This is a genomic window from Sarcina sp. DSM 11001 (genome assembly GCF_900101015.1).
Classification (GTDB): Bacteria; Bacillota; Clostridia; order Lachnospirales; family Lachnospiraceae; genus CAG-791.
Map to the genome: position 1 here is coordinate 92,574 of NZ_FNFZ01000015.1, position 15,900 is coordinate 108,473.

General features: G+C 47.2%; 9 protein-coding genes and 1 pseudogene. All 10 read left to right on the forward strand.

Features of this window, described 5'->3' with window-relative positions; genetic code table 11:
- Positions 1-46 precede the first annotated feature (46 nt).
- The 10 genes and pseudogenes from BLT02_RS09605 (at position 47) to BLT02_RS09655 (ending at position 15,249) form a co-directional block, all read left to right on the forward strand.
- Positions 47-1,306: a hypothetical protein gene (locus BLT02_RS09605; protein ID WP_092994393.1), complete on the forward strand. Its 1,260-nt coding sequence runs from the start codon at positions 47-49 to the stop codon at positions 1,304-1,306.
- 142 nt (positions 1,307-1,448) lie between these two features.
- On the forward strand, positions 1,449-2,195 hold the full coding sequence (locus BLT02_RS09610) for a DUF6320 domain-containing protein (protein ID WP_139187519.1): 747 nt from the start codon (positions 1,449-1,451) through the stop codon (positions 2,193-2,195).
- A gap of 102 nt (positions 2,196-2,297) precedes the next feature.
- Positions 2,298-3,665 carry a pectin acetylesterase-family hydrolase gene (locus BLT02_RS09615; protein WP_092994399.1) on the forward strand — a complete coding sequence of 456 codons (1,368 nt, stop codon included), beginning with the start codon at positions 2,298-2,300 and terminating at the stop codon, positions 3,663-3,665.
- A 423-nt stretch (positions 3,666-4,088) separates the two neighbouring features.
- A complete protein-coding gene (locus BLT02_RS09620; protein WP_092994402.1) occupies positions 4,089-4,325 on the forward strand; it encodes a hypothetical protein in 237 nt (78 codons plus the stop codon).
- 708 nt (positions 4,326-5,033) lie between these two features.
- Positions 5,034-5,270, forward strand: coding sequence for a hypothetical protein (locus BLT02_RS09625; protein ID WP_092994405.1), 237 nt, complete (start codon positions 5,034-5,036; stop codon positions 5,268-5,270).
- Between the two features lie 318 nt (positions 5,271-5,588).
- Positions 5,589-6,641 carry a Uma2 family endonuclease gene (locus BLT02_RS09630; protein WP_092994408.1) on the forward strand — a complete coding sequence of 351 codons (1,053 nt, stop codon included), beginning with the start codon at positions 5,589-5,591 and terminating at the stop codon, positions 6,639-6,641.
- A gap of 911 nt (positions 6,642-7,552) precedes the next feature.
- A complete protein-coding gene (locus BLT02_RS09640) occupies positions 7,553-7,789 on the forward strand; it encodes a hypothetical protein (RefSeq protein WP_092994412.1) in 237 nt (78 codons plus the stop codon).
- 374 nt (positions 7,790-8,163) lie between these two features.
- Positions 8,164-13,932 carry a leucine-rich repeat protein gene (locus BLT02_RS17855; protein ID WP_092994415.1) on the forward strand — a complete coding sequence of 1,923 codons (5,769 nt, stop codon included), beginning with the start codon at positions 8,164-8,166 and terminating at the stop codon, positions 13,930-13,932.
- Positions 13,933-14,108: 176 nt separating this feature from the next.
- Positions 14,109-14,546, forward strand: coding sequence for a hypothetical protein (locus BLT02_RS17175; RefSeq protein ID WP_175453766.1), 438 nt, complete (start codon positions 14,109-14,111; stop codon positions 14,544-14,546).
- Between the two features lie 76 nt (positions 14,547-14,622).
- Positions 14,623-15,249 (forward strand): annotated as a pseudogene (locus BLT02_RS09655) (ORF6N domain-containing protein).
- The last annotated feature ends 651 nt before the right edge of the window (positions 15,250-15,900 follow it).

Here is a 15,900-nt window from a genome sequence, read left to right on the forward strand (position 1 = left end):
CGAGTCAAAAGAGAATCAGACGGAGTATCGGAAAGGCACATTAAATATGGCAAGGGCAAAGTGGTATGAACTGGACAATAACGCAAAGATCGTCCCATCGACAACGAAGGGATCCGATACGCGTGTTTTCAGGATTACCTGTGAGTTAAAAGAGGAAGTAAACGGTGCGCTGCTGCAGCATGCGCTTGACAGGACAGTCCCGGATTTTCCCCATTTTGCGAGTGTTCTGCGCAAGGGGCTGTTCTGGTATTATCTGGACAGCAGCAATATCCATGCTGTGGTGCAGCAGGAGAATAAGCCTGCCTGTGCGCCGATCTATTGGGACGGGCGGCGCAGGCTCCTTTATCGTGTCAATTATTACCGCAGGCGGATCAATCTGGAGATGTTCCACGTGCTGACAGACGGGACAGGGGCTTTTGACTTCCTGCGGGCGATCGTCTGCAATTATCTCAAGCTGGCGCACGGCCTTGATGAGGAGATCCCACAGGATTTCTCCAGTGTAAAGGAAAAAGAAGACGACGCCTTTAACCGGTATTACAGTAATGAGACAAAAGGAAGGCCGACAGAACAGAAAACGCTTCCCCGCCGGGCTTATCATCTGCAGGGGGAGCGCGACGAATATCTGCAGATGCACCTGATCGAGGGTACGGTTTCCGCTTCAAAGTTTCTGAAGGCAGCAAAAGACCATCATTCTACGGCAGCTGCCTTTATGACCGCTCTCTTTATGGAATCCATCCTGGAGGAGATGCGTGTGCGGGACAAAAAGCTTCCTATTGTGCTGAGCGTTCCTGTGAACCTGCGCAATTATTTCCCGTCGGATACGGCGCGCAATTTTTTCGGCGTGATCAATGTCGCTTTTTACCCGGAACAGTATGACGGGACGATCGAAAGTATCCTGGAAGTGGTGCAGGCCTCCTTCCGCCGTCAGCTCACGCAGGATCAGATTTCCCTGTCCATGCATGATTACGCCCGGCTCGAGCACAATATTGTCATCAGGCCGATCCCCTTATTTATCAAAAATCTCGTGGTGGCAGCAGTCAACGGAATCATGCAAAAGGGTATCACCGGCACGGTTTCCAACGTGGGAAAGATCACCATCCCGGAACCTTATTGTTCCCTGATCGACCGGTTCAGCTGTTTCATGGCGGCACCGGATGTACAGATCAGCGTCTGTTCCTTTAACGGGAAAATGTGTTTCGGAGTCGGCAGTGCTTTTGAGACGAATCCTGTTATAATGCGTTTTTTCAGAAAAATGGTCGCCCTTGGCGTTGATGTGGAGATCGCCACAAACGATTCCTGGGAGTGATGTACCCGCGGTCGGCTTCGTTGGCCGGGCGGGCAGGCGCCATTTAGATAATGTAGGAGAAAAACAGATGCAGTATTGTCCGAATTGTATGATACAGATCCGAGGGAGAAAGGCACGCTGTCCACTCTGCCAGAGAGAACTGATGGACCCGGATTCGTGGACAGAGCCTGAGCCTCAGAGGCATCATATTGAAAAAAATCCGGAGACTGTCTCCGTAGCAGCCGACAGTGAAGGGAAAAATCCGGAGGCTGTCTTCATAGCAGCCGGAGACGATGAAAAAAACCCGGACCCGAACCTGACCCTGCAGGAGCCGCCTTATGATGATGATCCCTTTGTCAGGCTCCCAAGTCCCAAAGTCAGCTTTATGCTGAAGGTCCGCGCGGTGACCTTTATTTGTATCAGCCTTGAAATACTGCTGGGAGCAGCCCAGATCATCTCCGGAGGCAGCGGGTGGTTTCTGGCAGCCATGCTCTTTGTCCTTCTTGGATGGGTTGACTTCCGGATCGCTGTCTATTATCGCAGTAATCCGATCCGCATGCTGACGACGCAGGGCTATATCATTATGGCAGCCTGCCTGATCCTTGCGCACATAAGCAAAACCGGCAGCTGGGCAGTCACCTGGGTTGTCCCTTTCATGTTCTGCCTTCTGATTGCCGTTACATTCATTGCCGCCAGGGCCCAGAAAATGGAACTTCACGAATACATCCTTTACCCCGCTTTTGATGTTTTGATGAGCCTGTTACAGATCATTCCGATTGTTCTCGGCATCAATCCCATCGTCGCGCCTGCAGTCATCTGTATAGCCATAATGCTCATTCTGGTCAGCGGTCTGATCATTTTCCGCGGCCGGATGCTGCGCGAAGCGGCGGAAAAATACCTCCACATTTAAATATGAACCGGCTGCACAGGCAGATTGCGCGAAAGAAAATTAACAGCCGGAACAAAACGAATACGAGCGATTTCAAAACAAAAGCCGAGAGGATTTCAATACATGAAAAGGAAAAAACGTAAGAGTATTGTGGGGCATGCCTTTAATACTCTGCAGGAAAAGATCGGGGATAACCCTGTCGAAAGCCTGCAGGAAAAGCTGGGAGACCATCCCATCGAGGTTCTGCGGGAAAAGGTCGGAGACCATCCCATCGAGGCTCTGCAGGAAAAGCTGGGAGACCATCCCATCGAAGCCCTTCAGGAGAAAGTCGGGGACAGGGCAGAGCAGGCAATTGGTAATCTGATTGAAAAAACACCGCTGGAGGTGCCGGAACTGCAGGTTGTCCCGGGCCAGAACCTTTCACAGGGACAAATAGAACCCGAGCCGTACCAGTGGTACCGCGTGCCGGTGACTGGCGGTAAGACAGCGGACGGATCGGAATATCACATCTATATCCGCAAAGGAACAACCGACCACCTGTGTGTATTTTTGTCCGGCGGCGGCATTGCCTGGAACCCCTATACGGCTGACCGCCCCGTGACCGGAGGCCGTGTCCTGGCATGGCAGCCCAATTATTACTGGAATAACCTGCGCCCTTTTACACAGGTCTTTAACATAGGCGTCGGCATTACGGACAACAGCGCCCGGCTGAATCCCTTCCGGGACTGGAACTTCATTGTGATCACCTATGCGACCGGAGATATGCATCTTGGCCGGAACAATTACCGCTATACGAATGAAGAGGGGCAGGAGAAATGCCTGTATTTTCACGGCTATGAAAACTTTATGCTTTCCATGCGTATTGGAAAGACTCTTTTCCGGCAGGCAGACAAGCTTTTGATCGCCGGAGAAAGTGCCGGCGCTTTTGCGGTACCCGCCCTGGCGGAGCAGATCCACCAGGAATTTTATCCGGCCTGTCACGATGTGGCCCTGTTTTCGGACAGTGCCCTGCTTTTAAACCGGGACTGGAAAAAGACCGCCCGGGAAGTCTGGAATGTCCGGCCTGAGACCGCCGCAGATATCAAGGGAAAAAATCTGACGCTTGACTGGTACAGGGCCCTGTACCGGCGCAGAGGAGACCAGTACAAGTATCTCTATGCATGCTCAGTCCGGGATTACCTTTTGAGCGCCTTTTACAACGATGTGCGGAACAAAACCTATGAGACTGACAAACGGATGCAGCGGCTTTTTACACGACAGCTCCGACAAATGGTCCGTTCTCTCCAGAAACTGACACCCACCTTCGGAATCTATCTCTACGACTGGAGACGACCGGTCCTCTATCGGGGCGGAACCATCCATACCATGGTGCGTCAGCCCGAATTTTATCTGCATCGGAGAGGCATGCCCAGCATGGCGAAATGGCTGGCTGCTGCCGTGGACGGAGATATACAGAGCATAGGGCTCGAGTTGCTGGAAAAGAAAAAATAAAAAATCCCGGTCTGCGTGGAGGATCCCGAAATCACAGCTACGGAGAATTCAGAATACATTGCCGCCGTGACTACGCCAGCCTTATTGTCATAGTGACAGGGACACATTAATACAGACAAGTCGGAAGGATACGAAAATCAGAATCCCTCCGACTTGTTTTCTGTCCAGATTCTGCTAATATTTTGACCGATAACATGTGAATCCTTTAAGTTTTGCCATAAAATGACAGAAAACGTCATTTTTACATGTCAAATTCTTTATATTTCCTGTCCATAAGCTGCCTTATTTTCATACCTTCCGGATGCTAGTATATACTCAGATCAAGGGAAAACCTGATCAGAAAAACATCAAACCATTCATCCCGACAGACAGGGAAAATATAACAATCATCCGCGAAGGAAATCAAATAAGGAGGAAAAGACCATGACAACCAGGACAGAGAACGAAATGAGAATTTTCAACGAAGCGATCAACAAATGCAGGATGCCGGTTTTTCTGATCTCTTCCGACGGCACAGAGTACAATATGAAGTCCGCGGACCAGAACAAGGCAGGAATGGCCAGATGGATTAAAGACAGCAACAACGAGATGGAGATCTACACCTGCGACCTCGAAGACGAGATGATCATGATGAGATTTCTCCTTAATAAGGCCGCGTAAAAGATTCAAGACTCGCTCGCGAGTCTTGCGCGCCGGATGCGGGTTGACATGTCTTGTTTTTCAAAGACATGTCAACATTTTCCGCACCGCATCCGTGCGCATCCTCGCGGAGCGTTTATTTTTCCTCGCGGGATTGTACCCACGATGAAGCAAGTTTCCCTTTCTACGCGTGTATCCTACGTCTGAAAACACGGGTATTACGCGATGAAGAATAAAAGAACTGCCTGTTAAAAAGCAGACTGCACCAAGCAGACTGCATCAAACTGTATCGGACTGCATCGTCCTGCATCGTCCCGATTTTACTATTCTTTTTTCCAAAAACATACAAAAATATCGGTTTCTAAGCCATGAGAGGACAAAAAAGACCTAAAACAGGTCTTTTTTGTTTGTCCGAATATTTATCAAAGCTGTCCCGAATCATATTTTCCGGACAGACCTCCGATGGTAATATACACGCAGATCAAGGGAAAACCTGATTAAAAAAACTATCGATAAACAATCGATAAAACAACCAATAAAATGCAGCCAACAAAAACAATCAACAAAAACAACCAACAAAAAAACAAATACCATTAAGAATCATCCGGAGGATAATCCAGAAAACATCCACAGGATCATCCGGAAAAATGAATCCGGAAAAATAATCCCGGAAAATAATCCTGGAAAAAACGGATGATGAGCCGTAAGACGGCAGGAGGTTTAAATAATATGAAGATCAGAACAGCAAACGACCTTAAAGAACTCAACGCAGTACTTGACAAATGCAAAAACCCCGTTTGGCTGATGGGTCCCAACGATGAAGCCTATAACATGAAGAATGAGGAAGAGTACATCGAAGGTATCATCAGACTGGCAGAAGACCATGACGATCAGCTCGGCTTCTTCACCACTTCCCGTGAAGATGAAGCGGTCATGTTTAACTACTTCGCGAAAATGGCTGCATAAAAAACTGCATATAAAACTGCATAAAAAAGCATCCCCAAGAGGGATATCCTCCTTCTAAAAATACATAATTGCCAAGAGGCCGCTGTACTGGACGAAAGCGTCAGTATGGCGGTTTTCTTTATTCCTGGTAATGGATAAATGATTATATTCGGCTCTGTAAATAATGGTCCAGTGGGTGAGTTGGTTGACTTTGCTCATAAAATATGATATAAAAATATCATAAAGGAGATAAAAATATCGCGCAAGAATTATTGCAAGTGCTGGGTGTGAGCAGAGAGCAGAGTGTAAAAGGATTATGCTTGAGAGAGGGAGACCAGAATGACAATACGGGAAATGCAGGACAAAAAAAGAAAAATGGGAATCACGTATGCAGAGATTGCAAGGCGGGCAGGTCTTCCTCTTCCCACGGTGCAGAAAGTCCTGTCCGGAGCCACAAGATCCCCAAGGTATGAGACAATTCTCGCGCTGGAAAAAGTACTGGCGACGGCTCCGGACGCCCAGGAAGTTTCCGACAGAGATGTTTTCTCTCTCCCGGCAGGAGGCTTCGGAAACTGTGATACTTCACAGGCTTACTCACAGAGCAGCATGGAGACGTCATACGACTCATATAGTATCGAGACGTCCGGACATTTTCCATACAGAAACACTCTGGCCGGAGAGCCGCAGCCAGCTTATGGGGAGAAGACTGCTCTGGGAGACATGTACAGAAGTAAAGAAGGGAAAGGCAGAACTGTTGGCAGCAGCGCGGGAAGCATTGCAGGGAGTGGAGCTCGAAATACCTATCCTTTGCTGCCCTGGAAACAGCAGGGGGAATATACCGCAGAAGACAGAGAGACCTTGCCGGGGGATGTCCGCACAGAGCTGATCGATGGCGTGGTTTATGATATGGCTTCGCCAAAGGCCGTCCACCAGATTGTCCTGGTGAACCTTTCCAATCAGCTTTTCAATCAGATCAGCGAATGCGGCAGGGACTGTATGGTGTTTGTTGCGCCGTCTGATGTCTGGCTCACAGGGGATAATAAAAATATCTTTCAGCCGGACATTTATGTTATCTGTGATTACACAATGATTGGGAAGGACGGGTTCATCAAAGGAGCTCCGCCTTTTGTCATAGAGATTCTGTCACCCTCGACCAGAAGCAAAGATTTGCTGCTGAAGGCTTACAAATATCACGCTGCCGGTGTACAGGAATATTGGATCGTGGATCCTGAAAACAGGCAGGTGACTGTATATAATTACAGTAAAGATCCGGATGGTACCGTGAATGTAAGGTACAGCTTTGCAGAAACCGTCCCGATCGGAATCAGCGGCGGATCATGCGCCGTTGATTTTTCAATCATTCAGACGGCATTGGAGAAAGTAGGGATGTAACGTCCCCTCGGTGACGGCAAGTACGCGATGGTCTCTGTAGGACCGACCACATCCATGCAAATGAAAAAATTTGAGTATGAATTTCGAAAAAAAGGTGGAGCCGGTCAACAAGCAGGTTGGTTTCATCAAGTAAGGGCATTGAACTGATTAAGGGTTATGACCTGAAAACAGGGCGGCTTCCGGCAAAGGCCGTACTGTGAATAAATAATAAAACCAGCTGCGCAGAACAAAACCCTCTCGTGTCTGCGCAGCTGGTTTTGTGAATACATATTTGCCAGGATGCCGCTGTACTTGACGTAAGCGTCAGTATGGCGGTTTTCTATTTGCGAAAATAAACGAATATCCGACAATATACAAACAAATATATCAAATGTCCGCATAAAGGGACACCTGGTTTGAGAGAGTACGTAATCCTGTTTTTCTCCTCCTGGGGAGAGAATATCTGTAAATGTCCGTTCAAAGCATTGCAGGACAGATTATCCTATGCCAAGTGCCAAAAGCCAAATCGTCCCGATCTGTCCCGATTTTACTATTCTTTTTCCAAAAAACATACAAAAATATCGGCTTCTGAGCCATGAAAGGACAAAAAAGACCTAAAACAGGTCTTTTTTGTTTGTCCGAAAAATTATCAAATCTGTCCGGAATCATATTTTCCGGACAGACCTCCGATGGTACTATACACACAGATCGAGGGAAAACCTGATCAAAAAAACAATCGATAAATAATCGATAAAAGCAGCCAACAAAAACAACCTGCAAAAGCAATCAACAAAAAAAAAAAACAATAAAGAATCATCCGGAGGATAATCCAGAAATATCCACAGGATAACCTGGGAAAACAATCCAGAAAAGAATCCTGAGGAACAGAACGGATGATGATGAGCCGTAAGACGGCAGGAGGTTTAAATAATATGATGATCAGAACAGCAAACGACCTTAAAGAACTCAACGCAGCACTTGACAAATGCAAAAATCCCGTATGGCTGATGGGTCCCAATGATGAAGCCTATAACATGAAGGATGAGGAAGAGTACATCGAAGGCATCATCAGACTGGCAGAAGACCATGACGATCAGCTCGGCATCTTCACCTCTTCCCGTGAAGATGAAGCCATCATGTATAACTACTTCAAGAAGATGGCTGCATAAATAACTGCATATAAACCTGCATAAAAAAGCATCCCCAAAAGGGATATCCTCCTTCTAAAAATACATAATTGCCAAGAGGCCGCTGTACTGGACGAAAGCGTCAGTATGGCGGTTTTCTTTTCCTGGGAAAGGATGCAAGTGATTGGTGGCACTGTGAACAGCCCTGCAAGAAGAAGCACAACACGTCGGAGCTGCCGCTGGGATTCCCTCCCAACGGCTATGCAGGATGGGACCGGACCAACGACGGTTCAGGCTGTTATGAAAATAATTGCGGCAAAATAGCCAATTTGTTTATGTAAGACACCATAATATTTGGTATAGTTGTTTTGTAATTCTTTTATTTATCAGACATTAGGTTAAGGTAGGAGGATATCATGAAACGAAACAGTCCCACGCTTGCAATGTTATTGGCTGCGACGCTGGCTTTTACGACTGTATGTCCCGCGTTTGCAGCTGAAGGGAGTGTCGAAGCGGGAAACGCACAGACTGCGTCTGCGGCAACGGAAGAACTTGTGACGTATGAAATGGCGGAAGAGCCGGACGGAGTCGGGATGGATGCAGATCCAGATCAGGACGTTGTCTCTGAAGCAAACAATGATGAATCAGGGAACACAGAAGAAGTGGATTCTACCGTGGTACAGGAAACAGAAGAAGACGCGGCTCTTGATGAGACAGTAGAAGACGAAGAGATTACAGATTCTGCTGAAGAAGCTGAGATGGATCTTGTCCAGGAAGCAGACCAGAAAGATGATGAAACCGGGGAAGAAGCTGCGATTCCAACAGAGGAAATGGAATCTGCAGAAAAGATGGAAGCTGTGACAGAAACAGAGGCAGAAGCAGCTTCCGATATGACAGAATCAGATAATACAGAGACGGTCGTGGAGAAAGAGGAAGAAGGCTCCCTGACAGACTTTGATATACAGGATGCAGAAGATGTACGGGATGATGCCATAGAAAGCCAGGATGCGGCGGATGAGGCATTGGATTTGGCAGAAACGGAGGCTCCGTCAGAGGAGGAAACGGTTTCTGAGGATGCTGTGATGGATGGGATGTCCTCGGGAACGTTGGGAGATAATCTGACATGGACGCTGGATGGGGAAGGAGTCCTTACCATCAGTGGAACGGGGAGAATGTATTTCTATGAAGAGTTTGCGCCCTGGTACTCATTCTCCTCATCTGTTAAAGCGATTCAAATTGAAGAAGGGGTGACAAGCATCCCGCACAATGCCTTTGAGTATTGCAATCAAGTGAATGATGTCACAATCCCTGAAAGCATGATGAAAATTGATTTTTGTGCTTTTAGCTATTGTAATAATCTTACAAATGTTTACTATGCCGGCTCTAAAGGGCAATGGAACCAGATTGATATTAACGGGAATAATTACGAATTGCTCAATGCGGCCATTCAGTGTGCAAAAGAGGACATTTATGTAACCGGAATTGCTTTGGACCATACTTCCGCAAGCATGGTGGAGACATGGTTCTCCGGCGATTCTTTGCAGCTTACAGCAACAATTACGCCTTCCGACGCCACGGTTAAATCCATTATTTGGACAAGCAGTGATGATAGCGTTGCCACCGTTGATAAAGATGGCAAGGTTGAGGGCCAAAAAGCAGGCACCGCAACGATCACGGCAACAGCAGCGGACGGAAGCGGTGCCACTGCGACCTGTACGGTAACAGTTTTGTTACCTTCCGGAACGTGCGGAGATAATCTGACATGGACGCTGGATGGGGAAGGAATCCTTACCATCAGTGGAACGGGGAAGATGTATGATTATACAGGTGAAAATATGCCCTGGTGCTCATTCAACTCATCTGTTAAAGCAATCCATATTGAAGAAGGGGTGACGAGCATCGGGAAAAATGCATTCTATTGGTGCCGTCAATTGGAAGATGTTACAATCCCTGAAAGCATGACGAAAATTGGCGAATATGCTTTTGACGGGTGTGCTGGACTAACAAATGTTTACTTTGCAGGATCTGAAGGGCAATGGAACCGGATTGATATTGGCAAGAGTAATTCCCGATTGCTCAATGCGAACATCCAATATGCAAAAGAGGACATTCATGTAACCGGAATTGCTCTGGACCATACATCCGTAAATATGGTGGAGAAATGGTTTTCCGGCGATTCCTTGCAGCTTACAGCAACAATTACGCCTTCCGACGCCACGGTTAAATCCATTATCTGGACAAGCAGTAACGATAGTGTTGCCAGCGTTAGTGAAAATGGCTGGGTTCAGGGCAAAAGTGCGGGCAACGCAACGATCACGGCAACGGCAGCGGACGGGAGCGGTGTCACTGCAACCTGCACAGTAACAGTTCTGGTAGCTTCCGGAACCTGCGGCGATAACCTGACATGGACGTTTGATAAAGATCAGGTTCTTACTATTAGCGGGACAGGGGAGATGATAAGCTCACCATGGTTGTCGGCTGAATCAGCATGGGGATCCTACATTTACAAAGATATTACCACAGTAGTAATTGAAGACGGTGTGACGAATATCAGGAATAATGCTTTTAAGGGCTTGTATAACTTGACGGGCATCACAATCCCAAACAGCGTGACAGATATCGGAAATACTGCATTTGAAAGATGCAGCAGCCTTTCGGACATCACGATCCCCTACAGTGTGACATGTATTGGTGAAAGCGCATTTTCTGAATGCAGTAGCCTGACAAGCATTTCGATTCCAGTTGGCGTGACAAGCATTGGAGGGTCTGCATTTTCTGGATGCACCAGCCTGGTGAGCATCTCGATTCCCGAAGGCGTGACAAGTGTTGGAGATTATACATTTTCTGAATGCAGCAGTCTGGCGGGCATCTCGATTCCCGAAGGCGTGACAAGCGTTGGAGATTATACATTTTCTGAATGCAGCAGTCTGGCGAGCGTCTCGATTCCCGAAAGCGTGACGAGTATTGGAAAATATGCATTCTATGGATGCAGCAGCCTGGCGGGTATCTCAATCCCGGTTGGTGTGACGAGTATTGGAGACGATGCATTCACAAATTGCAGAAGCCTGGCTGAAATTGAAGCGGATCCAAACAACAGCACATATAGTTCTCTGAATGGCGCTCTGCTTGATAAAGATCAGGAAACATTCATTTGCTGTCCGGAGGGGAAAACCGGGAGTTATCCGATCCCGGATGGCGTGACGGTCATTAAGAATTATGCATTTAGAAATTGCGGTAGCCTTGAGAGCATCACGATCCCGGAAGGAGTGAGGAGAATCGAATATGGAACATTTTCCGGATGCAACAGCCTTTCGGACATCACAATCCCGGGAAGTGTGACGGTCATCGTGGGAAGTGCGTTCAATGGCTGCAACAGTCTTACAGATGTCTATTATCCCGGTCCAAAAAGGAAATGGGATCAGATTGATATTTATGATGACAATGATCCGCTTGTCAATGCAGCTATCCATACCTATATTGATGTAAGTGAAATTTCACTGGATAAGACATCCGCCATACTTATAAAAAACAATACGCTGCAGCTGACAGCCACGGTATCACCTGAAAACGCCATGAACAAGTCCGTTTCCTGGACCAGCGACAGCTGGACCGCCACGGTTGACGACAAAGGCCTTGTAAAAGCCGTGGGTGAAGGAACCGCCACGATCACCGCAACTGCGGCGGATGGCAGCGGTGTCACGGCGACCTGTACAGTAACTGTTTTCGAAGACAACAACCTGCAGGCGTATGCCGAAGGAACGAGGGATTCGCGGACAAATGTCGATATCCAGGCAGGCAAGCCGGCAGAGCTCCGCGTGACGGTATCTGCTGTTGATGAAAGCGAGCTGAGCTTCCAGTGGTATGATCCAGAAGGAAAGGCTATTGAAGGCGCTACAGATCTATCCTATACCGCTGCAGCTGTAAATGGAAATTATCGTTGCGAGGTCAGAGACCAGTACGGAAGCAGACGTGTTGTTGAATTTTATGTGCAGGTAGACAACAATCTCCAGGCTTATGTAGAAGGAAAAGATATTTCAGAAGCGGATCTTCTCCTTGCACCCGGCGAGACATCAGAACTCCGTGTGACGGTATCTGCTAATGATGAGAGTGACTTGAGCTGCCAGTGGTATGATGAGCAAGACAGGGCTATTGAAGGAGCGACGGGCACATCCTATACCATTGAACCTGTGACGAGACAAACACAGTATGAATTCCGCGTCAGCGACCGATATGGAAACATCGCCTATGCTCGTTTTTATGTGCAGATAGAGAACCATCTCCGGGCATATGCTGATGGAACGGAGGATACCGAAGCCTATCGCTACGTCACAAGCGGGGAATCCGCAAAGCTTCAAGTGAACGTATCTGCCGATGATAAAGATCATCTGAGATACCAGTGGTTTAAGATCATCCCGGATGCCTGGGGAAAATTGGAATACTATACGATAAACGGTGCTACGGGCGCGTCCTATACAGTTAACTCCGTGACGGGCTTTACAAGATACTATTGCAGGGTCCAGGATCAGTATAGCAACCGGGCAGAAGTCAGGTTTTACACCTGCATAGCGGGCTTTGACAGCGCACAGACAATTTCCTGCGGAGATGCGGTGTCTGCCAGCGCGAATAGTGAAGCGGGCGGAGGAGCCTATCCGGTTTACCGGTTCATCCCTGCCCAGACAGCCAAGTATGTCATGTATTCCACCGATGGAGTAGATGATCCATATCTGGAGATTTTAAATGATTCCCATGATTCCTTTGTTCGGACGGCAAGTCCTTTTGAAGATCCTGCCGTTGAGTACGATGGAAAAGGACATTTCCGGGTGGAACAGGTGCTTGAAAAGGGAAAGACCTACTATCTGGTAGTCGGGTCTTACAGCCATTCAGCATCGTGCGTGCTGCATCTTGAGAAGGTTAATGCAGCTGTCACAGGGATAAAGCTCAACAAGACATCTGCAAACCTCAATATAACTAAAACCCTGCAGCTGACAGCCACGGTCCTGCCTGATGACGCCACGGACAAGTCTGTCAATTGGAGCAGCAGCAATAGAAAGGCTGCCACTGTAGACAGTAATGGGAAAGTCAGGGGCGTAGGAGCAGGAACCGCCACGATCACCGCGGCGGCAGCGGATGGCAGCGGAGTTACTGCAACCTGCACAGTCACAGTTTCTAAACTTTCAGTTGCGAATGTGACAGTATCCGGCCTCACAGCTAAAACATACACAGGGAAAGCCCTGACACAGACGCCAACAGTGAAGCTCGGTTCAACAACGCTGAAGCTGAATACCGATTACAAATTGTCCTATACCAACAATACAAATGCCGGCACAGCCACCCTCACAGTCACAGGGATTGGCAACTATACCGGCACCAAAAAGGCAACATTCACGATCAATAAAGCAGCCCAGAAGATCACGGCGAAAGCCTCTGCGGCTTCTGTGGCAGTCGGAAAAACTGTAACGATTTCTGTTACCGGTGCAAAGGGTAAAAAATCATATAAATCCTCAAATACTGCGATCGCGACTGTGACAACTGCCGGAAGCGTTGCCGCAAAGAAAGTGGGAACCGTCAAGATCACCGCGACATCCGCAGCAACTGCAAATTTCAAAGCGGCGTCGAAGACTGTCACAATCAATGTTGTTCCGGCTGCAACAGCTTCCCTGAAAGCCGAAAATCAGCCGACCGGCATTAAGCTGACGTGGAAGAAGGTCACCGGAGCCAATGGGTACAAAGTCTATCGCGGATCCACGTTGGTGAAGAACATTACAAGCGGCAGTACTGTTACCTACACAGATACCAAAGCCAACACGAACGGCACGAAGTATACCTTCAAGATTGTCGCCAAGGCTTCCACAGGCGACAGTACACTGAGCAAATCGGTTATAACCTATCGTGTCGCAAGGCCTGCCATCTCTTCCGCAGCAAACTCCGCCGCAGGAAAGATGACCGTCAAGTGGGCAAAGAATGCGAAGGCGAACGGATACCAGCTGCAGTACAGTACAAGCAAGACTTTCGCGAGCGGCAAAAAGAACGTAAACGTGGCAGGCGCCGCGACCGTTTCCAAAGCGATCAGCAGTCTGGCAAAAGGAAAGACTTACTACGTGCGTCTGAGAACCTACAAGACCGTCGGAAGCACAAAGCACTGGTCCGCATGGAGCGCAACGAAGACTGTGAAGATCAACAAGTGACGACCATCACACTTCATAACTACTTCAGGAAAATGGCTGCATAAAAAGCATCCCCAGGAGGGACAAACTTTATTATAATACAAACTTGCCAGAAGGCCGCTGTACTGGACGAAAGCGTCAGTACAGCGGTTTCCTTTTTATAGTAATAACGAATATGCGACAGCTTCTGGAAGATCATGATCTTAATACTGAGGAGGCTGTTGACAGATTTCTGGAACGACTGGATCTTCGTAGATTTGAGGAGGCTGGTATTGGAGATGGCTGGGAGCGATTGTCCTGGGCTCTGTTTCGGTAGAGTATGGCTTACCTTCACCTTGAGTTTCGTCCTTATGCCTATCAGCAGGAAATTCTTGACAATCTGGAAGCAGAAAGAGAAGTGTACGGCGGTCATTACAATAATATTGTGGTTGCCGCGACTGGGGCACATAACTTCTGTCAAAACTATTTATGGGAATGAAGTACGTGCATATGATATAGATCGGACTGTCTGCGACATTGTGAGACGTAAAGAAGAGATGGATGTACAGGTATTCCAGACAGCTATGAAGGGGTATATGGCGGGAAACCAGAAAAACCTTCACAGGCTCATGGCATATGCGGAAGCACTTGGATAAGCAGGAGATACTTCCGTTTGTTACGGGTATAAAGGATATTGGAAGCCTGATATACACAATCAGGGGATTACAGGTAATGCTAGATTATGACCTTGCCGTTTTATACGGGTATGATGTAAAGAGGTTAAATGAGCAGGTTAAACGAAATATAGGATGATTTCCAGATGATTTTATGTTTCAGCTTACAAAGGAAGAGGTGATGATGGTGAAGTCGCAATTTGCGACTTCACCAGATTCTGACTTTTATTCTGGACAGGAGGGGGGCCGCAGAAAGCCACCCTACGCTTTTACAGAACAAGGTATCTATATGTTGGCAACTGTGCTGAAAGGTGAAGTAGCAGAAAAGCAGAGTATATTTATAATGCGTGTATTTCGGGAGATGAGGCGTTTTATTGCCAACAATGCCTTGCTCTTCGAAAAGGTCAGCGATATAGAACTAAAACAGCTTCAATACCAGAAGAGCACCGATGAGCGATTTGATAAAGTATTCCAGTATATTGAGAATCATGCTGAATCGGAGCAGAAAATATTCTTCGATGGGCAGATTTATGATGCCTTCAGCCTGATTACCTCTATCATTCAGAAAGCACAGAGGGAAATCATCCTGATCGATGGATATGTGGATGTTGGCACTCTGAACATTCTGGCAAAGAAGAATACCGGTGTTGATGTAAAGGTATATACATATGCAATGCAAGACTGACCAACACGGATGTTGCTGATTTCAACGCACAATATCCCAATTTGACTGTAAAAAAACACAGATATTTCATGACAGGTTTATTATCCTGGACGGAAAGTCAGCCTATCATGCAGGAGCATCCTTAAAAGATGCGGGGCGTAAGTGCTTTGGCATTTCACTGTTAGTCGATCCCGGATTGGTCACGGATTTACTGAACCGACTGAGTACAGTGTGATAAGAAATCCGGAAGATGCTTAGAAATCAAATTTGTGAGTTATTACAGAGAAACTTACATATGGAAGACAAACGAGTTAACTGATGAGGTGCGAATATTCTACCTCATGAGAAGAGAATATCTGTAGATATCCGCCCAAAGCACTGCAGGACAGATTATCCTATGCCAAATGCCAGATGGTCCCGATTTTACTATTCTTTTTCCCAAAAAAACATACAAAAATATCGGCTTCCAAGCCATGTTAAGACAAAAAAGACCTAAAACAGGTCTTTTTTGCTTGTCCGAAAAATTATCAAATCTGTCCGGAATCATATTTTCCAGACAGACCTCCGATGGTATTATCACACAGATCGAGGGAAAACCTGATCAAAAAAACAATCGATAAATAATCGATAAAAGCAGCCAACAAAAACAACCTGCAAAAGCAATCAACAAAA

Excerpts from the sequence above, each read along its gene's own strand:
- BLT02_RS09605 (WP_092994393.1), top strand. The coding sequence starts at position 47 with ATGGCAAGGGCAAAGTGGTATGAACTGGACAATAACGCAAAGATCGTC.
- BLT02_RS17175 (WP_175453766.1), top strand. The coding sequence starts at position 14,109 with ATGATCTTAATACTGAGGAGGCTGTTGACAGATTTCTGGAACGACTGG.
- BLT02_RS17855 (WP_092994415.1), top strand. The coding sequence starts at position 8,164 with ATGAAACGAAACAGTCCCACGCTTGCAATGTTATTGGCTGCGACGCTG.
- BLT02_RS09620 (WP_092994402.1), top strand. The coding sequence starts at position 4,089 with ATGACAACCAGGACAGAGAACGAAATGAGAATTTTCAACGAAGCGATC.
- BLT02_RS09630 (WP_092994408.1), top strand. The coding sequence starts at position 5,589 with ATGACAATACGGGAAATGCAGGACAAAAAAAGAAAAATGGGAATCACG.
- BLT02_RS09615 (WP_092994399.1), top strand. The coding sequence starts at position 2,298 with ATGAAAAGGAAAAAACGTAAGAGTATTGTGGGGCATGCCTTTAATACT.
- BLT02_RS09610 (WP_139187519.1), top strand. The coding sequence starts at position 1,449 with ATGGACCCGGATTCGTGGACAGAGCCTGAGCCTCAGAGGCATCATATT.
- BLT02_RS09625 (WP_092994405.1), top strand. The coding sequence starts at position 5,034 with ATGAAGATCAGAACAGCAAACGACCTTAAAGAACTCAACGCAGTACTT.
- BLT02_RS09640 (WP_092994412.1), top strand. The coding sequence starts at position 7,553 with ATGATGATCAGAACAGCAAACGACCTTAAAGAACTCAACGCAGCACTT.